The 20,809-nt window shown below is 69.8% G+C and carries 16 protein-coding genes; 12 read left to right on the top strand and 4 right to left on the bottom strand.

The window, feature by feature from the left end:
* Nucleotides 1–48: 48 nt before the first annotated feature.
* Both ACIQMJ_RS16850 and ACIQMJ_RS16845 read left to right on the top strand, forming a co-directional pair.
* The gene (locus ACIQMJ_RS16850; RefSeq protein WP_499761881.1) at nt 49–717 is read left to right on the top strand and encodes a response regulator transcription factor; all 669 of its coding nucleotides are present in this window, start codon (nt 49–51) and stop codon (nt 715–717) included.
* Nucleotides 718–781: 64 nt separating this feature from the next.
* Entirely contained in the window at nt 782–1,384 is a 603-nt protein-coding gene (locus ACIQMJ_RS16845) for a hypothetical protein (RefSeq protein ID WP_499761880.1), read from the top strand.
* A gap of 125 nt (nt 1,385–1,509) precedes the next feature.
* On the opposite strand, the gene yjfF is transcribed toward ACIQMJ_RS16845, so the two are convergent.
* The 4 genes from yjfF to ACIQMJ_RS16825 all read right to left on the bottom strand — a co-directional run bounded on the left by yjfF (nt 1,510) and on the right by ACIQMJ_RS16825 (nt 6,113).
* Nucleotides 1,510–2,487 (bottom strand): galactofuranose ABC transporter, permease protein YjfF, encoded by a 978-nt coding sequence (yjfF, locus tag ACIQMJ_RS16840; RefSeq protein WP_499762452.1) that lies wholly within the window; start codon nt 2,485–2,487, stop codon nt 1,510–1,512.
* Between the two features lie 35 nt (nt 2,488–2,522).
* On the bottom strand, nt 2,523–3,485 hold the full coding sequence (locus ACIQMJ_RS16835; RefSeq protein WP_499761879.1) for an ABC transporter permease: 963 nt from the start codon (nt 3,483–3,485) through the stop codon (nt 2,523–2,525).
* Nucleotides 3,482–4,993 (bottom strand): sugar ABC transporter ATP-binding protein, encoded by a 1,512-nt coding sequence (locus tag ACIQMJ_RS16830; protein ID WP_499762451.1) that lies wholly within the window; start codon nt 4,991–4,993, stop codon nt 3,482–3,484. Before ACIQMJ_RS16830 ends, ACIQMJ_RS16835 begins: the two co-directional genes overlap by 4 nt.
* Before the next feature lie 136 nt (nt 4,994–5,129).
* Nucleotides 5,130–6,113, bottom strand: a complete 984-nt coding sequence (locus tag ACIQMJ_RS16825; RefSeq protein ID WP_499761878.1) for an ABC transporter substrate-binding protein — start codon at nt 6,111–6,113, stop codon at nt 5,130–5,132.
* A 474-nt stretch (nt 6,114–6,587) separates the two neighbouring features.
* Between ACIQMJ_RS16825 and ACIQMJ_RS16820 the strand changes: the two genes are divergently transcribed.
* From ACIQMJ_RS16820 to ACIQMJ_RS16775, 10 genes are all read left to right on the top strand, one after another.
* The gene (locus ACIQMJ_RS16820; protein ID WP_499761877.1) at nt 6,588–8,570 is read left to right on the top strand and encodes an immunoglobulin-like domain-containing protein; all 1,983 of its coding nucleotides are present in this window, start codon (nt 6,588–6,590) and stop codon (nt 8,568–8,570) included.
* 258 nt (nt 8,571–8,828) lie between these two features.
* The gene (locus ACIQMJ_RS16815) at nt 8,829–9,815 is read left to right on the top strand and encodes a LacI family DNA-binding transcriptional regulator (RefSeq protein WP_499762450.1); all 987 of its coding nucleotides are present in this window, start codon (nt 8,829–8,831) and stop codon (nt 9,813–9,815) included.
* A 325-nt stretch (nt 9,816–10,140) separates the two neighbouring features.
* A complete protein-coding gene (gene araB, locus ACIQMJ_RS16810) occupies nt 10,141–11,796 on the top strand; it encodes a ribulokinase (protein ID WP_499761876.1) in 1,656 nt (551 codons plus the stop codon).
* 3 nt (nt 11,797–11,799) lie between these two features.
* A complete protein-coding gene (locus ACIQMJ_RS16805; RefSeq protein ID WP_499761875.1) occupies nt 11,800–12,453 on the top strand; it encodes an L-ribulose-5-phosphate 4-epimerase in 654 nt (217 codons plus the stop codon).
* A 20-nt stretch (nt 12,454–12,473) separates the two neighbouring features.
* A complete protein-coding gene (araA, locus tag ACIQMJ_RS16800; protein ID WP_499761874.1) occupies nt 12,474–13,982 on the top strand; it encodes an L-arabinose isomerase in 1,509 nt (502 codons plus the stop codon).
* 45 nt (nt 13,983–14,027) lie between these two features.
* Nucleotides 14,028–15,137, top strand: coding sequence for a multiple monosaccharide ABC transporter substrate-binding protein (gene chvE / locus ACIQMJ_RS16795; protein ID WP_499761873.1), 1,110 nt, complete (start codon nt 14,028–14,030; stop codon nt 15,135–15,137).
* An 11-nt stretch (nt 15,138–15,148) separates the two neighbouring features.
* On the top strand, nt 15,149–16,675 hold the full coding sequence (mmsA, locus tag ACIQMJ_RS16790; protein WP_499761872.1) for a multiple monosaccharide ABC transporter ATP-binding protein: 1,527 nt from the start codon (nt 15,149–15,151) through the stop codon (nt 16,673–16,675).
* Nucleotides 16,672–17,883: a multiple monosaccharide ABC transporter permease gene (gene mmsB, locus ACIQMJ_RS16785; protein ID WP_499761871.1), complete on the top strand. Its 1,212-nt coding sequence runs from the start codon at nt 16,672–16,674 to the stop codon at nt 17,881–17,883. The genes mmsA and mmsB overlap by 4 nt, the downstream gene beginning before the upstream one ends.
* A gap of 51 nt (nt 17,884–17,934) precedes the next feature.
* On the top strand, nt 17,935–19,137 hold the full coding sequence (locus tag ACIQMJ_RS16780; protein ID WP_499761870.1) for a C39 family peptidase: 1,203 nt from the start codon (nt 17,935–17,937) through the stop codon (nt 19,135–19,137).
* Between the two features lie 226 nt (nt 19,138–19,363).
* Nucleotides 19,364–20,467, top strand: coding sequence for a hypothetical protein (locus tag ACIQMJ_RS16775; protein WP_499761869.1), 1,104 nt, complete (start codon nt 19,364–19,366; stop codon nt 20,465–20,467).
* The last annotated feature ends 342 nt before the right edge of the window (nt 20,468–20,809 follow it).

Below are 20,809 nucleotides of genomic sequence, written 5' to 3'. Positions count from 1 at the left end.
CGGGGCGGCGGCGTGGCCGTCGTCCCGCGCACGCGTTGGGAGCGCCACATGACGCAGGCCGGGTACCGGGTGCTGCTCGTCGACGACCACCCGATCTTCCTCAAGGGACTGAGGGGCGAGCTCGAAGGTGCCCCGGACATCACCGTGGTGGGTGACGCCGGGAACGCCGAGGACGCCGTCGTGTCCGTCGGACGGCACCGCCCCGACGTGGTCGTCATGGACCTCAGGATCCCGCGGGCCCCGGACACCGAGCCGGTGATGTGCGGACCTGCCGTCATCCGCCGGATCGCCGAGGTCGTACCCGACAGCAGGGTGCTGGTGCTGTCCATGCACGAGGAACCCGAGCACGTCTTCGCGGCCGTGCGGGCGGGCGCCCACGGCTACCTCCGCAAGGAGGAGCTGGAAGTCGTGCAGGCGGTGCGCATCGTAGCCAAGGGCAAGATGGTCTTCGACCCGAAGGTCTGGCAGGCCCTGCTGACCATGTCGGTCGCCGCGGCGGGCGGCGAGCTGCCGCTGCACCTGACCCGGGCCGAGTACAAGACCCTCCTGCTGGTGGTGCGAGGGCTGACGAACGCCCAGATCGCCACCGAGATCGGGTTGTCGGCGAAGACGGTGGCCAACCGCGTGCTGGAGATCCAGGGCAAGCTCCAGGTGCGCTCGCGCCAAGAGCTGGTCGACAAGGCCCGCCGCCACGGCATCGGCGGCACGGACGCGTGAACCCGGAAATGCGGGAAGGCGCGCTGCTTGTTCCCGGGAACCGGGGATGGGCAGTGTTGCCGACATGGTGAACGCGACTGCACGACACCCCCTGTACCGCATCGCGCTCGGTGTGGACATCGAGGGCTCCACGACCCGCGGCAACCTGGAGAAGGCGGCGCTGCGGCAGGTCGTGTACGAGGTGGTGATGAACTCGTTGGCGCTGCACGGCGTCGGAGAGGACGACATCGACCGCTTGGTGGACCTCGGGGACGGGGTGCTCGTGCTCATCCGGCCGTCGGACCGGACGCCGAAGACGTTGCTGCTGGGGTCGGTGGTGCCGCAGCTGAGCCGGTTGCTGGCGCTGCACAACGCGCACCGGCCGGACCTGCCGGTGCGCTTGCGGACCGTGGTGCACGCCGGCGAGGTCCACTACGACGAACGCGGCCAGTACGGCGAGCTGCTCGACGTGTCGTGCCGCCTGCTCGACGCGCCCCGGCTCAAGCTGGCGCTGCGCGAGACGGCCGAGCCCTTGGTCCTCGTGGTGTCCGACGACCTGTACCGGGCTGTGGTCCACCACGGCTACGAGGGGATCTCGCCGTCCGCCTTCGCACCCTACGTGAACGTGCAGATCGGGTCCGCGCCCCGGCAGGGGTGGGTGCACGTGCCCGACTCGTCCGCCACCTGAAGCCCGGCCGGGTGGCCACCGGCGGTCGACCGGTGTGGCCGCGCACCGGATCGGCGTCGACGCCAGGACCCGCCGCCCGAGCTGATCGGGTGGCGGGTCCTGGTGGTCGACGAGGTCGTGGGGGCTCAGGTCCTGCGCACGATGATCCGCTGCAACGCGATGAACGCCAGCAGCAGTGCACCGATCACGATCTTGGTCCACCACGACGACAACGTGCCCTCGAACGAGATCAGCGTCTGGATCGTGCCCAGCACCAGTACGCCCACCACCGAGCCGATCACGAACCCGACCCCGCCGGACAGCAGGCTGCCGCCGACCACCACCGCGGCGATGGCGTCCAGCTCCATGCCCACCGCGTGCAGGCTGTAGCCCGACAGCATGTAGAGGCTGAACAGCAGCCCGCCCAGCGCCGAGCAGAACCCGCTGATCACGTACACGCCGATCTTCACCCGCGTGGTCGCCAGACCCATCAGCCGCGCCGACGACTCGCTGCCGCCCACCGCGTACACTGTGCGCCCGAACCGCGTCAGGTGCAGCACGTACACCGCCGCCAGCACGGCCACCAGCGCGATGACCACGCCGTAGGTGATCGTCACGCCGCCGGGCAGCTCGATCGAGCCCGTGGCCAGGTCCCGGAACGCCGGGTCCTTGATCGACACCGACTCGACGCTGATCACGAAGCACAGCCCGCGGGCCAGGAACATGCCGGCCAGCGTCACGATGAACGGCTGCACGCCGAACCGGTGGATCACCCAGCCCATCGCCAGCCCCAGCCCGGACCCGGCGGCGAGCACCGTGATGACCACCAGCCACGCGGGCCACCCGGCCTGGAGCGCCGCCGCCGCGATCATCGTCGACAGCGCCACCACCGACCCGACCGACAGGTCGATGCCGCCGGTCAGGATCACGAACGTCATCCCGACCGCCAGCACGATCAGGAAAGCGTTGTCGATGAACAGGTTCGCCATCACCTGACCGGAGGCGAACCCCTCGTACCGCACCGAGCCCACGCCGAACGTCGCCACGAACACCACGAACGTGGCGATCACCGGCAGGAACCGCTTGGGCACGCGCACGAGCCCGCCACGCGCGCGGGCCGGCACCGCGACCGACTCCGGCTCCACGACCACTGACTGCTTCACGCGGGCACCCCCTGCCTGACCCGAATCCGAACCGGCGCCTGCATCAGGCACACCGCGATCACCACGACCGCCTTGAACACCAGCGTGATCTCCGGCGCGATGCCGATCGTGTAGACCGTCGTGGTCAACGTCTGGATGATCAGCGCGCCGAGCAGCGTGCCGGTCAGCGAGTACCGGCCGCCCGCCAGCGACGTGCCGCCGATCACGACGGCCAGGATCGCGTCCATCTCGATCCACAACCCGGCGTTGTTGGCGTCCGCCGCGCTCACGTTCGAGCTGATCATCAACCCGGCCACGGCCGCGCACAGCGCCGCGAACACGTACACCGTCCAGATGATCGTCCGCGCCCGCACGCCGGCCAGCCGCGACGCCGACGGGTTCACCCCGACCGACTCGATCAGCAGCCCCAGCGCGGTCCGCCGGGTCACCAGCGCCACCAGGCCCAGCACGGCCAGGCTGATCAGGATCGCGATCGGCAGCACCAGGAAGCCCGCGCCCACCTGCCGGTAGGTCGGCGAGTCGACCGTGACGATCTGCCCCTCGGTGATCAGCATCGCGACACCGCGCCCGGCCGTCATCAGCACCAGCGTGGCGATGATCGGCTGGATGCCCAGCACCGACACCAGGAACCCGTTCCACAGCCCGAGCACCGCGCACAGCGCCAGCGCCAGGCCCATCGCCACCCACGGGTTGCCGCCGGCGGCGATGTGCGTGCACGTCACCGCGCCCGCGATCGCCGCCACCGCGCCGACCGACAGGTCGATGCCGCGGGTCGCGATCACCAGCGTCATGCCCAGCGCGATCAGCAGCGTGGGCGCGCCGTTGCGCAGGATGTCGATCAAGCTGCCGTACAGGTGCCCGTCCTGCAACCGCAACGAGAAGAACGACGGCGTCACCACCACGTTCAGCACGAGCAGCGCGACCAGCGCCAGCACCGGCCAGAGCAGTCGGTTCTTCACGACACCACCGCCGTCTCCGCCACCGCGTCCACGCCGTCCGCGCCGCCGCCCGCGATGAGCGCCATCACGTCGTCCACGCCCGCTCCACCGTCCAACTCGGCCACCTTCTGCCGGTCGCGCATCACCACCACGCGGTCGGACACGCGCACCACCTCCTCCAGCTCGGCGGAGATGAACAGCACGGCCATGCCCTCCGCGGCCAGGTCCGCGACGACCTTCTGGATCTGCGCCTTCGCGCCGACGTCGATGCCGCGCGTCGGCTCGTCGAGGATCAACAGCTTCGGCTGGGTCACCAGCCACCGGGCCAGCAGCACCTTCTGCTGGTTGCCGCCCGACAGGTTCCCGACCGCCCGGTCCGGGTCGGCGGGCCGGATGTCGAGCAGGTCGATGTACTTGGCCACCAGCTCGTCGGCCAGCTTGCGCGGCACGGGCCGCGCCCAGCCGCGCGCGGCCTGCATCGCCAGGATCAGGTTGTCGCGCACGCTCAGGTCCGCGACGATGCCCTCGGCCTTGCGGTCCTCCGACGAGAACGCGATGCCGACCTCGATCGCCGCCCTGGGCCCGGTCAGCCGCAGCGGCTTGCCGTTGACCAGGACCCGGCCCGAGTCGGCCTTGTCCGCGCCGAACAGCAACCGCGCGACCTCCGTGCGGCCGGAGCCCAGCAACCCGGCCAGCCCGACCACCTCGCCCGCCCTGATCTCCAGGTCGAACGGCGCGACCGAGCCCTTGCGCCCCAGCCCTTCGGCGACCAGCAGCGGCTCGCCGGGCGTGCCCGAACGGCGCTCGATCTCCTCCAGCACGCCCATCTCGCGGCCGAGCATCGCCGACACCAGGTCGATCCGGCTCAGCGCGGCGGTCATGTGCTCGCCGACCAGCCGGCCGTTGCGCAGCACCGTCATCCGGTCGGAGATCTCGTAGACCTGCTCCAGGAAGTGCGTCACGAACAGCACCGCGACACCCTCGTCGCGCAGCACCCGGATGATCCGGAACAGCTCCGCGACCTCGTCCGCGTCCAGGCTGGACGTCGGCTCGTCCAGCACGAGCACGCGCGCGTCGACCGCCACGGCCCGCGCGATGGCGACGAGCTGCTGCACGGCGATCGGGTGGCTCTCCAGCACCGAACCGGGGTCGATGTGCAGCCCGATGCGCGCCAGCAGCTCCGCCGCCCGCGCCCGCATCGCCCTGCCGTCGATGCGGCCGAGCTTGCGCGGCTCGCGCCCGAGCAGGATGTTCTCCGCGACGGTCAGGTTCCCGCACAGGTTGACCTCTTGGTACACCGTGCTGATCCCGGCGGCCTGCGCCTGCGCGGGACCGTGGAACGACACCGGCTCACCCGCGTAGCGGACCTCGCCCGCGGCGAGCGGGTGCACGCCCGTCAGCGCCTTGATGAGCGTGGACTTGCCCGCTCCGTTCTCACCCATCAACGCGTGGACCTCGCCGGGGAACAGCCGGAAATCCACCTCTTGCAGGGCTTTCACTCCGGGGAACTCCACCGAGATGCCCCGCATGTCGACGACCGGCTCGGTCACCGGACAACTCCCCTCACGACAAGACCCTCACGACCCTCACGACCGGATCCTCACGTCAACGACGGATGCGGCCCCGCCACCACACCCGGAGGGTGGCGGGGCCGCGGCTTGTGCATCAGTACTTGCGGTTGGGCAGCTCGGTCTTGGCCTGCTCGGAGGTGAACGTGGTCTCCTCGGTCACCACGCGCGGCGGGACCTCCTCGCCCGCCACGACCTTCTTCGCGAGCTCCATCAGCTGGTCGCCCAGCAGCGGGTTGCACTCGACGATGAAGTTGATCTCACCGGCGGCCAGCGCGGTCATGCCGTCCTTCACCGCGTCCACGGTGATGATCTTGATGTCCTTGCCGGGCACCTTGCCCGCGGCCTTGATGGCCTCGATCGCGCCCAGGCCCATGTCGTCGTTGTGCGCGTAGACCACGTCGATCTGCGGCACCGACTTCAGGAACGCCTCCATGACCTGCTTGCCGCCGGACCGCGTGAAGTCACCGGTCTGCGTGGCCACGATCTTGAGGTCCGTGCCCGCGATGGCGTCCTCGAAGCCCTTCTTGCGGTCGATGGCGGGCGCCGCGCCGGTCGTGCCCTGGAGCTCGACGACGTTCTTGGCGCCGGCCGCGTTGGCCTTCAGCCACTCGCCGGCCTTCTTGCCCTCTTCCACGAAGTCCGAGCCGAGGAACGTCTTGTACAGCGACGTGTCGTCGGAGTCGACCGCGCGGTCGGTGAGGATCACCGGGATGTTCGCGCGCTTGGCCTCCAGCAGCACGGCGTCCCACCCGGTCTCCACCACCGGGCTGAAGGCGATGACGTCCACCTTCTGCTGGATGTAGGAGCGGATCGCCTTGATCTGGTTCTCCTGCTTCTGCTGCGCGTCGGAGAACTTCAGCTCGATCCCGGCCTTCTCGGCGGACTCCTGGACCGACTTGGTGTTCGCGGTGCGCCAACCGCTCTCGGCGCCCACCTGGGCGAAGCCCATGGTGATCTTGCCGTCGCTGTTGGCGTTGGTGTTGCCCGACGACCCCGCGTCCCCGGATCCACCGGACCCGCACGCGGTCAACGCGGCCAAAAGGACCGCGGCGGCGGCGGTCGTGATCTTCTTCAACACTGGTCTTCCTCCGTGTGAACCCGAGACACTGACGGGAACGGCGAACCGCGTGACGGTGGTCACCTGGGGCACAAGAGTGAACGCTCACAATCGGCCAGTCAACCCCCCGGAAACGTCAACTTCGCATCCTTGACACGTTCGTTAGGGCCGACCTATGTTAGCGCTCACTTTTGTGATGCAGCACACCCGTACCTCCGGATGCCCCTGTTCCGCCGCGGCTTCGCGCCGCGCGCAAGACGAGAGCGACGCCTTATGGTCACCGTTCGTCATCGCCCACGCACCCTCGTCGCCACCCTCGTCGCGGCGGTGGCCGCGGCCGTTTTGAGCGCTCCGACGGCGTCCGCCGCCGACGGTCTCGTACTCCACTACCCCCTCACCGAAACCCAAGGGGCCGTCGCTGCCGACACCTCGGGCGGAGGTCGCAACGGAACCGTTATCGGTGACGCCACCCCGGGCGGTGCTGAAGGGCTCCAGTTGGGCGGCGCCACCGGCCACGTGAAGCTGCCCGACAACGTCCTGCGCGGGCTGACCGAGGTCAGTGTCTCGATTCAGGTCCGCCTCGCGCCCGACCAGGCGACGCCCTACTTCGTCTACGGCCTGGGCAACTCCTCGGGCACCGCGGGCAACGGCTACCTGTTCACCACCGGCAACGCCTACCGGTCGTCCATCGCGACCGGGAACTGGTCCACCGAGCAGACCGTGACCGCCGGGCGCAACCTCGCCCGCGGCGTCTGGAAGACGCTCACCTACACGCTCGGCGGCGGCACCGCCGTGCTGTACGAGGACGGCGTGGAGGTCGGCCGCAGGACCGGCGTCACCACCACTCCGGCGATGATCGGCGGCGGCACGACGACCGCCAACTACATCGGACGCTCCGTCTACAGCGGCGACCGCTACCTCAAGGGCGCGGTCCGCGACTTCCGCCTCTACGACCGCGCCCTCACCGCGGCCGAGGCGCACGCCCTCGGCTTCATCCCCGACGACGAGAAGGGTCGACGAGACCTGGCCTCGATCGACCTCGGCGACACCTCCGCCGTGACCGCGAACCTGACCCTGCCGACCACCGGCCCGTACGGCTCCGCGATCACCTGGCGGTCCAGCGACCCGGCGGTCGTGTCGACCGCGGGCGTCGTCACCCGTCCCGCGCCCGGCAGCGCGCCCGCGACCGTGACGCTCACCGCGACCGCGTTCGACCAGACCCGCGACTTCACGGTCACCGTCCGCCCGGAGCTCACCGACGACGAGAAGGTCGCCGAGGCCGACGCCGCGCTCGTGGTGTGGGACGAGGACGACATCCGCGGCAACATCACCCTGCCGACCACCGGCCTGCACGGCACCACGATCACCTGGAAGAGCAACAAGCCCGGGGTCGTCACGCCCACCGGCGAGGTCACCCGGCCCGCGTTCGGCGACAAGCCGGTGAAGGTGCAGCTGACCGCCGAGATCCGCGCCGGCGAGGAGACGACCCGCAAGAAGTTCAAGGTCACCGTCACGCCGCTGCCCGAGCAGCAGGCGTACGAGGGCTACCTGTTCGGCTACTTCACCGGCGAGGGCTCGGCCACCGGCGAGCAGGTGTACTTCGCCGCCAGCCGCGGCAACGACGCGCTCAAGTGGGACGAGCTGAACAAGGGCAACCCGGTGTTGACGTCCTCGTTGGGCGACAAGGGCGTGCGCGACCCGTTCGTCATCCGGTCGCCCGAGGGTGACAAGTTCTACCTCATCGCCACCGACCTGAAGATCCACGGCAACGGCAACTGGGACCTCGTGCAGCGCAAGGGCAGCCGGTACATCGAGGTCTGGGAGTCCACCGACCTGGTCAACTGGGGGCAGCAGCGGCACGTCCTGGTGTCGCCGGAGACCGCGGGCAACACGTGGGCGCCCGAGGCGTACTACGACGAGTCGATCGGCGCGTACGTCGTGTTCTGGGCCTCGAAGCTGTACGCGGAGAACGACCCCGACCACGCCGGCAACACCTACAACAAGATGTTGTACGCGACCACGCGCGACTTCCGCACGTTCAGCGAGCCGCAGGTGTGGGTCGACCCGGGCTACTCGGTCATCGACTCGACCGTGATCAAGCACGGTGACGAGTACTACCGGTTCACCAAGGACGAGCGGAACAACACGTCCTCCACGCCGTGCAGCAAGTTCATCCTGGCCGAGAGGTCGACTCAGCTGCGCGACACGTCGTACGACTTCGTCGCCGACTGCATCGGCAAGGGCTCGATCAACCAGGGTGAGGGCCCGACGGTGTTCAAGTCCAACACCGAGGACCGCTGGTACCTGTTCATCGACGAGTTCGGCGGCCGCGGCTACGTGCCGTTCGAGACCACGGACCTCGCGTCCGGCAAGTGGACCCTCGCCACCGGCTACCAGCTGCCCAGCCGACCGCGGCACGGCACCGTCCTGCCGGTCACCAAGGCCGAGCTGGACCGCGTCCGCGCCGCCTTCCCCTGACCCGCGGGGGGAGCGGGCCCGGCGCACCGTCGGGCGGCCGACGTGCCGCCCGACGGTGGTCACCCGGCCGGGTGAGTACGACTTTTCAGTGGTGACGCCGCGTCCCTGCGCTGGTGGGAACGGTCCCTGGTGGACAATGGACCACGAGCACCTTCGCGGTGAACCGGGCGTGTTATCGCTAACATCACGTTCGAAGGTTGCAGTGTCGACAGGGGAGATGGGGCGGTAGTGGAGCACAAGACCTCGCGCGATCCCGCGATGACGGACGTCGCCCGGCTCGCCGGGGTCTCGCACCAGACGGTGTCGAGGGTGCTGAACGGGCACCCCAACGTCCGGGAGCAGACCCGGCTGCGCGTGCGCGCCGCCATCGCCGAGCTGGGCTACCGGCCCAACAAGGCGGCCCGCGCGCTGGTGACCGGCCGGTCCCAGCTGATCGGGGTGGTGGCGCAGAACTCCACCCTCTACGGGCCGGCGTCGCTGCTGGCCGCGTTCGAGGCCGCGGCGGCCGAGGCCGGGTTCGCGGTGAGCGTGGGCCGGGTGAACGTGCTGGACCGCAACTCCATCTCCGACGCCGTGGAGCGCCACCGCGACCAGCGGGTCGCCGGGATAGTGGTCATCGCGCCGACGGCGTCGGCCAATGACGCGGTCGGCGACGTGTCCGCGGGCATCCCGCTGGTCACCGTGGACGGCGACCCGGAGCGCTCGACCCCGCTGGTGACCGTCGACCAGGCGGCGGGCGCGTTCGCCGCGACCACGCACCTGCTGGAGGCGGGCCACCGCACGGTGTGGCACGTCTCCGGCCCGTCGGACTGGTTCGACAGCCTCGGCCGCATAAGGGGTTGGCGGTCGGCGCTGGAGACGGCGGGCCTGGAGGTGCCGCCCGTGGTGCCTGCGGACTGGAGCGCGGCCTCGGGCTACCGGGCGGGCCAGATGCTGGCCCGCATGCCGGAGGTCACCGCGATCTTCGCGGCCAACGACCACTTGGCGCTGGGCATCCTGCGCGCGATGAGCGAGCGCGGTCGCCGGGTGCCGCACGACGTGAGCATCGTCGGGTTCGACGACGTGCCCGAGGCGGCGTACTTCATCCCGCCGCTGACGACCATCAAGCCGGACTTCCACGCCGTGGCCAAGGAGACGCTGGAGCTGCTGCTGGCCCAGGTCGGCGACGGCGACGTGGGCGCGCCGCAGCGCAACGTGGCGCCCGCCCTGGTGAAGCGGGACAGCGTCGCGCCTCCCGCGCAGTGACCCGCCGGCGGCGGCACGCCCGTCGTGCCGCCGCCTGGCCGTTCGAGGTGGCCTGTCCGTCGTGCCGCCGCCGGGCCGTCCGGGGTGGCCGTATACCGTCACACCGCCCCGCCGTGGCGCCGCTCGGAGCGTCCCGAAAACGTTTCGTGCGATTTCCGCGCATCTGCGGCCCCGCGCGTGCCCCGATCGCCCCTAGGCTGGGGTGGAGCGGGGCGGGCCTGCCCCGCCGCCGATCTACCCGCTGTTGTGCACGCTCACCACGTCTTTAAGGCCACGTTGCGGGCAGGTCTTGACGTCGCGAATGTTAGCGATAACACTGCTCATCATGGCGAGCGATCCATTGGTGGTGGGTGTCGACTTCGGCACGTTGTCCGGCCGCGCGGTGGTCGTGCGGGTGCGCGACGGCCTCGAACTCGGCACCGCGGTGCACGACTACCGGCACGGGGTGCTGGACCGGGCCCTGCCCGACGGGCGCCCGTTGCCCCCGGACTGGGCGTTGCAGGTGCCGCAGGACTACGTGGACGTGCTCAAGCACGCGGTGCCCGCGGCCATCGCCGACGCCGGGGTCGACCCGGCCGACGTGATCGGCATCGGCACCGACTTCACCGCGTGCACGATGGTCCCGGTCAAGTCCGACGGCACGCCGCTCAACGAGCTGCCCGAGTTCGCGGACAACCCGCACGCGTACGTGAAGCTGTGGAAGCACCACGCGGCCCAGCCGCAGGCCGACCGGATCAACCACCTCGCCGCGCAGCGCGGCGAGAGCTGGCTGCCCCGCTACGGCGGCCTGATCTCCTCGGAGTGGGAGTTCGCCAAGGGCCTCCAGCTGCTGGAGGAGGCCCCCGAGGTCTACGCGGCGATGGACCACTGGGTCGAGGCCGCCGACTGGATCGTCTGGCAGCTCGCCGGCACCTACGTGCGCAACGCGTGCACGGCCGGCTACAAGGGCATCTACCAGGACGGCTACCCGTCGCGGGAGTTCCTGTCCGCGCTCAACCCCGACTTCTCCGACTTCGTCACCGACAAGCTGGAGCACCAGCTCGGCCAGCTCGGCGACCGCGCGGGCGGGCTCACCGAGCAGGCCGCCGAGTGGACCGGCCTCAAGCCCGGCATCGCGGTCGCCGTCGGCAACGTCGACGCGCACGTGACCGCGCCCGCCGCGCGCGCCGTGGAGCCCGGCCAGATGGTCGCGATCATGGGCACGTCCACGTGCCACGTGATGAACGCCGACGTGCTGGCCGACGTGCCCGGCATGTGCGGCGTGGTGGACGGCGGCATCGTGCCGGGCCTGTGGGGCTACGAGTCCGGGCAGAGCGGCGTGGGCGACATCTTCGCCTGGTTCGTCGAGCACAACGTGCCGCCGGAGTACCACGAGCAGGCCAGGGCGCGCGGCATCTCGGTGCACGAGCTGCTCACCGAGCTGGCCGCGCAGCAGCGCATCGGCGAGCACGGCCTGATCGCGCTGGACTGGCACAGCGGCAACCGCTCGGTGCTGGTCGACCACGAGCTGTCGGGCGTCGTCGTCGGGCAGACGCTGGCCACCCGCGCCGAGGACACCTACCGGGCGCTGCTGGAGGCCACGGCCTACGGCACGCGGGTGGTCGTCGACTCCTACACCGACGCGGGCATCCCGGTCACCGAGCTGGTGATCGCGGGCGGTCTGCTGCGCAACCCGCTGCTGATGCAGATCTACGCCGACGTGACGAACCTGCCGCTGTCGGTCATCGGCTCCGAGCAGGGCCCGGCGCTCGGCTCGGCCATGCACGCCGCCGTGGCGGCCGGCGCCCACGCGGACATCCACGCCGCCGCCAAGGCGATGGGCTCGATCAAGCGGGGCGCGTACCTGCCGATCCCGGAGAACGTCGAAGCCTACGAGCGGATGTTCGTGGAGTACCAGGAGCTGCACGACTACTTCGGCCGCGGCGTCAACGAGGTCATGCACCGGTTGAAGGCGCGCCGCCGCGCCGCGAAGGGGGAGTGACCGGTGTCCGCCATCCAAGACCTCCGCCGCACGGTCGCCGACCTGCACCGCGAGCTGACCCGCTACGAGCTGGTCATCTGGACCGCGGGCAACGTCTCGGCCCGCGTGCCCGGCCAGGACCTCATGGTCATCAAGCCGTCCGGCGTGTCCTACGACCAGCTGACCCCCGAGGCCATGGTCGTCACCGACCTGCACGGCAACCTGGTGGAGGGCGACTACTCGCCGTCCTCCGACACCGCCGCGCACGCCTACGTGTACCGGCACATGCCCGAGGTGAACGGCGTGGTGCACACGCACTCCCCGTACGCCACGGCGTGGGCGGCGCGCGGCGAGCCGATCCCGTGCGTGCTGACCATGATCGCCGACGAGTTCGGCGGCGACATCCCGGTGGGCCCGTTCGCGCTCATCGGCGACGACTCGATCGGCCAGGGCATCGTGGAGACGCTGCGCGAGAGCCGGTCACCGGCCGTGCTCATGCGCAACCACGGCCCGTTCACGATCGGCAAGGACGCCCGGTCGGCGGTGAAGGCCGCGGTGATGCTGGAGGACGTGGCCCGCACCGTCCACTTCGCACACCAGCTCGGCACGCCGAAGCCGATCGAGCAGCACCACGTCGACAGCCTGTACGCCCGTTACCAGAACGTCTACGGGCAATGAGCCCACGAGGGGAGACCCGCATGTCGCCTGCTGGGAAGCCGCAGGTCTGGTTCCTGACCGGGAGCCAGCACCTCTACGGCCCGGAAACGCTCGAACAGGTCGCCCAGCAGTCGCAGCAGATCCAGCGGATGCTCACCGAGTCGGGCCGCATCGCCGCCGAGGTGGTGTGGCAGCCGGTGCTGACCGACACCGCGGCCATCCGCGACGTGATGCTCGCGGCGAACGCCGACCCGTCGTGCATCGGCGTGATCGCGTGGATGCACACGTTCTCGCCCGCCAAGATGTGGATCACCGGGCTGGACGCGCTGCGCAAGCCGCTGCTGCACCTGCACACGCAGCTCAACGAGGCGCTGCCCTGGTCGACCATCGACATGGACTTCATGAACCTCAACCAGGCCGCCCACGGCGACCGCGAGTTCGGGTTCATCCAGACCAGGATCGGCGTGCCGCGCAAGACCGTGGCGGGCCACGCGAGCGACCCGCTGCTGGCCGAGCGGATCGACGGCTGGGTGCGCGCCGCGACCGGCTACAGCCACCTCAACGGGATGAAGCTGGCCCGGTTCGGCGACAACATGCGCGGCGTCGCGGTGACCGAGGGCGACAAGGTGGAGGCCGAGCTGCGCTTCGGCGTCTCGGTGAACACCTACGGCGTCAACGACCTGGTCGAGCTGGTGGACGCGGTCGAGGACTCGGAGATCGACGTCCTGGTCACCGAGTACGCCGACACCTACCGGCTCGCGGACTCGCTGCGCAAGGGCGCCGAGCAGCACGAGTCGCTGCGCTACGCCGCCCGCATCGAGGCCGGCCTGCGCCGGTTCCTCACCGACGGCGGCTTCGGCGCGTTCACCACGAACTTCGAGGACCTGGGCGGGCTGCGGCAGCTGCCGGGCCTGGCCGTGCAGCGGCTGATGGCCGACGGCTACGGCTTCGGCGGCGAGGGCGACTGGAAGACCTCCGCCCTGCTGGCCGCGGTGAAGGCGATGGGCGCGGGCACGGGCCGCGGCACGTCGTTCATGGAGGACTACACCTACCACTTCGGGCCGGGCGAGCCGAAGATCCTGGGCGCGCACATGCTGGAGGTGTGCCCGACCATCGCGGCCGACCGGCCGTCGTGCGAGATCCACCCGCTGGGCATCGGCGGCCGGGAGGACCCGGTGCGGCTGGTGTTCGACGCGGCGGCGGGTCCCGCCGTGGTCGTGGGCCTGGCCGACCTGGGCGAGCGGTTCCGGTTGGTGGCCAACGAGGTCGAGGTCGTGCCGCCGGACGAGCCGCTGCCGAACCTGCCGGTGGCGCGCGCGGTGTGGAAGCCCGCGCCGTCGCTGTCCACTTCGGCCGAGTCCTGGCTGACCGCGGGAGGCCCTCACCACACCGTGATGACGCAGGCCGTGGGCTCGGATACGCTGCGCGACTTCGCCACCATGGTGAGCACCGAACTGGTGGTCATCGACCAGGACACGACGACCGCGTCGTTCGGCGACCGCCTGCGCTGGAACCAGGCGTACTTCCGACTCGCGCAGGGCCTGCGCTAGCAGGCCCTGGGCTTGCACCACCATCTAGGGAGAGAAGAAGAAACAATGAGGTTTCCGCGGATCGCCGCCATCGCCGCGGCCGGTTTGATGCTCGCCGCCTGCGGGTCGGCCGAGAAGACCGTCGACCAGCAGTCCGGGTCGTCGGGTGACGTGCTGGTCGGAGTGACCATGCCGACCCGGTCGTCCGAGCGCTGGATCCACGACGGCGACAACATCAAGAAGGCGTTGGAGGAGAAGGGCTACAAGGTCGACCTCCAGTACGCCGAGAACGACATCCCGACGCAGGCCAACCAGCTCGAGAACCAGATCACCAAGGGCGCGAAGCTGCTCATCGTGGCCTCGATCGACGGCACCGCGATCACCTCGCAGCTCCAGCAGGCGCAGGACGCCAACATCCCGGTCATCGCCTACGACCGGCTGCTGCGCAACACCGACAGCGTCGACTACTACGCCACGTTCGACAACTTCAAGGTCGGCGTGCAGCAGGCGACCTCGCTGCTGACCGGCCTGAACGTGATCAAGGTCGACGGCACCCCCGGTGACGCCAAGGGCCCGCTGAACGTCGAGCTGTTCGCCGGTTCGCCGGACGACAACAACGCCACGTTCTTCTTCAACGGCGCGATGTCGGTGCTCCAGCCGCACATCGACAAGGGCACCCTGGTGGTCAAGAGCGGCCAGACCGACTTCAAGACCGTCGCCATCCTGCGCTGGGACCCGGCCACGGCCCAGAAGCGCATGGAGGACCTGCTGACCTCCACCTACGGCGGTGACAAGGTGCACGGCGTGCTGTCGCCCTACGACGGCCTGTCCATCGGCATCCTGTCCGCGCTCAAGAGCAGCGGCTACGGCACGAGCGGCAACCCGTACCCGGTCGTCACGGGCCAGGACGCCGAGGTCGCGTCGGTCAAGTCCATCATCGCGGGCGAGCAGTACTCGACCATCTACAAGGACACCCGCGAGCTCGCGGCGACCACCGTGAAGATGGCCGACGCCGTGCTCAAGGGCGGCAAGCCCGAGGTCAACAACGACAAGGACTACGACAACGGCAAGAAGGTCGTGCCGTCGTACCTGCTCGAGTCGGTCATCGTGGACAAGGGCAACTACCAGAAGGTCCTCGTGGACAGCGGCTACTACACCGCGGATCAGCTGAAGTAGGTTTGCACACCATGTCCGACGAAATCCTGGTGATGCGCGGCATCACCAAGCGGTTCGCCGGGGTCACCGCGCTGCACGACGTCACGCTCGCCGTGCGGCGCGGTGAGATCCACGCGATCTGCGGTGAGAACGGCGCGGGCAAGTCCACGCTGATGAAGGTGCTCTCCGGTGTGCACCCGCACGGGTCGTACGAGGGCGAGATCGTCTTCGAGGGCGAGCCCTGCTCGTTCGGCGGCGTCCGCGACAGCGAGCGGCGCGGCATCGTGATCATCCACCAGGAGCTGGCGCTGTGCGGCCAGCTGTCCATCGCGGAGAACCTGTTCCTCGGCAACGAGCGGGCCAAGCGCGGGTTCATCGACTGGAACCGCACCAACCACGCGGCGGGCGCCCTGCTCGCCCGCGTGGGCCTGCGGGAGAACCCCACCACACCCGTCCACGACCTCGGCGTGGGCAAGCAGCAGCTGGTGGAGATCGCCAAGGCGCTGGCCAAGGACGTCAAGCTGCTGATCCTGGACGAGCCGACCGCGGCGCTGAACGACGACGACTCCGCGCACCTGCTCGACCTGCTCGACGGCCTGCGCGACGAGGGCATCACCTCGGTGATCATCTCGCACAAGCTCAACGAGGTGACCCGGATCGCCGACAGCATCACGATCCTGCGCGACGGTCGCACGATCGAGACGCTGCCCGCCCGGGACGTGACCGAGGACCGGATCATCTCCGGCATGGTCGGCCGCGACCTGGAGCACCGCTTCCCGCCGCGCACGCCGAAGATCGGCGACGAGGTGCTGCGGATCGAGAACTGGACCGTGCACAGCCCGTCCCAGCCGGACCGGGTCGTGGTCGACGACGCCACCCTCGTGCTGCGGCGCGGGGAGATCGTCGGCCTCGCCGGCCTCATGGGCGCGGGCCGCACCGAGCTCGCGATGAGCGTGTTCGGCCGGTCCTACGGCGTGGGCGTCTCCGGCCGGGTGGTCAAGGACGGCCGCGAGATCGACACGCGCACCGTCCGCAAGGCCATCGAGCACGGCCTGGCCTACGTCAGCGAGGACCGCAAGCGGTACGGGCTGAACCTGATCCAGGACATCAAGCTCAACGTGTCCGCGGCCGGCCTGGACAAGCTGGCCACGCGGGGCTGGGTGAACGAGAACGAGGAGCACTCGGTCGCCGAGCGCTACCGCGCTTCGATGAACATCAAGGCACCCAGCGTGGCCACCACGACGTCGTCGCTCTCGGGCGGCAACCAGCAGAAGGTCGTGCTGGCGAAGTGGATGTTCACCGACCCGGACGTGCTGATCCTCGACGAGCCGACCCGCGGCATCGACGTCGGCGCGAAGTACGAGATCTATTCGATCATCAACGACCTGGCCGACCAGGGCCGCGCGGTGCTGGTGATCTCCTCCGAGCTGCCGGAGCTGCTCGGCCTGTGCGACCGGGTGTACGCCCTGTCCGAGGGCCGGATCACCGGTGAGCTCGACCGCGCGGAAGCCACCCAGGAACGCCTGATGCACCACATGACCCAGGGACAGACCTCATGACCACCAAGACGGCGGCCGCGCAGGCCGGCGCGCCGCAGCGCAGGTTCACGTTCAACCTGCGGCAGTCCGGCATCTACATCGCGTTCGCGTTGATCGTGGTGCTCTTCACGGTGTTGACGAACGGTGCTCTGCTCACACCGCAGAACATCTCCAACATCATCGTGCAGAACTCGTACGTGCTGATCCTGGCCATCGGCATGATCCTGGTGATCATCGGCGGGCACATCGACCTGTCCGTCGGGTCGGTGGTCGCGCTGACCGGCGCGATCTGCGCGGTGCTCACCGTGCAGATGGGCCTGCCGTGGCCGCTGGCCGTGCTGATCACGCTGCTCGCGGGCGCGGTGATCGGCGCGGCGCAGGGCTACTGGGTGGCGTTCTTCGGCATCCCGGCGTTCATCGTGACGCTGGCGGGCATGCTCGTGTTCCGCGCGCTCACCCTGACCGTGCTGGGCAACCAGGGCATCGGCCCGTTCCCGGACCAGATCCGCACCCTGGCCAACGGCTTCACCGAGGGCTACCTCGGCAACGTCGGCCTCGGGCCGCTGGGCGGCGCGGACCTGGTCAGCCTGCTGGTCGGCGTCGCGGTGGTGGCCGGGTTCGCGTTCAACCAGTGGCGCAACCGCAAGGCGCGGCTGAGCTACGGCCAGGTCGTGGACCCGTTCCCGATCTTCGTGGCGAAGATCGCGCTGGCGGCGGCCGTGGTGCTGGCCGTGGTCGTGCAGCTGGCCCGGTTCCGCAACCTGCCGTGGGTGCTCGTGCTGCTCGCGGTGCTGGCGCTGGGCTACTCGGTGATGGCGAACAAGTCGGTGTTCGGCCGGCACATCTACGCCATCGGCGGCAACCTCCAGGCGGCCACGCTGTCCGGCGTGAAGGTCAAGCAGGTCACGTTCTGGGTGTTCGTGAACATGGGCGTGCTCTCGGCGCTGGCCGGCGTGATCTTCGCCGGTCGGCTCAACCAGGCGGGCCCGACCGCGGGCAACGCGTTCGAGCTGGACGCGATCGCGGCGGCGTTCATCGGCGGCGCGGCCGTCCAGGGCGGCGTGGGCCGGGTGGTCGGCGCCATCACCGGCGGCCTGATCATGGGCGTGATCAACAACGGCATGTCGTTGATCGGCGCGCCCAGCGAACGGGTCATGCTGGTCAAGGGCCTGGTGCTGCTGGCCGCCGTCGCCTACGACGTGTGGACCAAGCGCCGCGGCCGCGCGTGACCACTCTGTTGGATGATTACAAAATAATTCTCTAGCGCGACAATTCCCGACATGTCGCTGCGCGTCGTGTCGGTCCTGTCCGCCGTGCTCGCCCTCGGCTTCACCGCGGCTCCGCCCGCGGTGGCCGAGGGCGCACGCGTCGACTACCGCGAGTGGCGGTCCGCCCAGCTCGTCCAAGGTGAGCACGAGGGCACCGCGCCCGTCCCCGGCGGCCTCGCGATCCGCCGCCCGCTCGGCGTCCTGCACCACGAAGGCCGCGACTACGACTACGCGCGGTGGACGTCCCCGCGCCGGGTCACCGGTTTCGCCGCCACCCAGGCCGTCGCCTCGTGGAACGCCGACACACCGCCCGGCACGTGGCTCCAGGTCGAGCTGCGCGGCGACGACACCCCCTGGTACGTCATGGCCCGGTGGGCGCTCGGCGACCAGGACATCGAGCGCACGACGGTCTCCGGCCAGTCCGACGAGCACGGCTCGGTCGACGTGGACACCTTCCTGGCCACCCGGCCGCTGCGCGCCTACCAGCTCCGCGTGACCCTCCACCGGCTCACCGGCACCCGCACGTCACCGCTGCTGCGCATGGCCGGCGCGATGACCTCCGCCATCCCGGACCGCTTCACCGTGCCCACCAGCGCACCCGGCGTCGCCCGCGGCGTCGAGCTGCCCGTGCCGCGCTACTCGCAGAACGTCCACGAAGGCCACTACCCCGAGTACGACGGCGGTGGCGAAGCGTGGTGCAGCCCCACGTCCACCGAGATGGTCGTCGAGTACCACGGCCGAGGCCCGAGCGCCGACGATCTGTCCTGGTTGGACCCCGGCCACGTCGACCGGACCGTCGACCACGCCGCCCGGCACACCTACGACCACGACTACCGCGGCGCGGGCAACTGGCCGTTCAACACCGCCTACGCGGCCACCTTCGGCTTGCGCGGCCACGTCACACGCCTGCGCTCACTGTCCGAACTGGAGGGCTACATCGCCCGGGGCGTGCCCGTCATCACCTCGCAGTCGTTCCGCGAGGACGAGCTGACCGGCGCCGGCTACGGCACGGCGGGCCACATCATGGTCGTCATCGGCTTCACCCAGGACGGCGACGTGATCGCCAACGACCCGGCATCCCCCTCGAACGACGCCGTGCGCCGCGTCTACGACCGCGCCCAGTTCGAGACCATCTGGCTGCGCACCAAGCGCCACCGCGCCGACGGCTCGGTCGCCTCGGGTTCGGGCGGCATCGCCTACATCATCACCCGTTAGCCCGAAAGGCCGTACGCGCCAGGTCTTGACGCGCAATCCGTTATCCGATTCACTACCGGATAACCCTGGGAACGCTCCCAGGCCCACAGCTCGGTGGCGGCCCGTCACGTCCCTCGGCGGGCCGCCGCTGCTCCAACCACCACCGAAGAAGTCGCACCAGATCTCCGCCGCCACCAGGAAAGCGCTTACCAACCCAGGAGATCACCCCATGAAAGCACTTCTCGCCGTGTCAGCGTTGACAGCGGCGCTGCTCCAGGTCTCCGCGCCGGAGGCCCTCGCGGCCTGCGGTGACGGCACGTACCACGCCGAGGTGACCGGCTCCGGCAGCAGCTTCACCGCCCGCCGGGGCAGCAGCACGGTCTACACCGGCAGCAGCCTGCGCGCCGCGATGCAGGCCGCCAACGACAGCCTCACCGCCAACCGCACCTCCAAGGAGCGGATCGTCGTCCGCGCCTCCGGCTCCATCCCCGCCGGTGAGCGCTACTCGATGCGCAGCTACACCACGATCGACGTGTGCGGCACCATCAACGTCACCGGCACCGGTTCCGGCGACTACGCGCCCGTCTATGCGCGCGGCGTCCGCGACATCGAGGTCCAGAACCTCACCCTCACCGGCACCCCGCTGTACGGCATCTTCATGCGCAACGTCACCAACGTGGTCATCGGCAACGTGAACATGCGCCTCTCCCGGGGCTTGGGCGTCCGCATCGACAACCGCGGCGACACCAGCCAGTGGACCCGCAACGTCCGCATCGACTACGCCTACGTGCAGGGCGCCAGCAGCCACGCCGTGGAGACCTACGGCGTCGACGGCCTGACCATCGGCACCGTCGTCGCCCGCAGCGTGGGCGAATCCGGCCTGCTGCTCAACCAGACCATCAACGCCACCGTGGGCACCGTCGACGCGGAGAACGCGGGCACCGGCACGGGCTACGCCGCTTTCCGCACCGCCAACCGCAACGGCCGCATCGGCGACAGCTACCCGACCAACGTCCGCGTGGGCCAGGTCATCGCCCGCGGCGGTGGCCGCGGCATCTTCTGCGTCTCGGAGAGCGGCGGCCTCCAGATCGACCGCATCACCATCTCCAACACGGGTAACAACTCGATCCTCATCGAGAACTGCTACAACGTGAACATCGCCGCCCAGAGCGGCAGCGTCACCGGTGGCGGCGAGATCCGCCTGGCCGCCCGCTCGGAGTTCCCGATCACCCGGGACATCACCATCCAGAACCTGACCGTCACCAACTCGGCCATCACCGAGAACCCCTGCGGCACGAACACCACGTTCCGCAACAACACCCTGGTCAACAGCCGCCAGAGCATCTGCTAATCCTCACCTCACCACCCCCGACCCGGCCCCCGTCGAACCGGACAGCGGCCGACGAGGCCCGATGTGACATGGGTTCGGGTGCTTCAGGCTGGTCGAAGCCGGCAGGTCCGGCGGGACGCTTCTCCCCGCCGGACCTGCCGGCTTTGGCCTGCCTGGAGTGCCGTGAAGGCCCCATGTCACATCGAGCCGGACCAGACCATCGTCCTGTGAACATCCCCCCATATGCCACGCCAGAGCGCGAAAGAGTTGCGGTCCGATCACGCACCCTTCCCACTCCTTGACACGACGCTGTGGCCCGCGACACAGTACCGCCCGTTTTGAAGGGTCAAACATCCGTCGAAG

It is taken from the genome of Actinosynnema sp. NPDC091369 (assembly GCF_044757065.1).
In the GTDB taxonomy this organism is placed as follows: domain Bacteria; phylum Actinomycetota; class Actinomycetes; order Mycobacteriales; family Pseudonocardiaceae; genus Actinosynnema.
The sequence above is the reverse complement of the archived record's forward strand: the minus strand, read 5'-3'. Positions and strand labels throughout refer to the sequence as shown.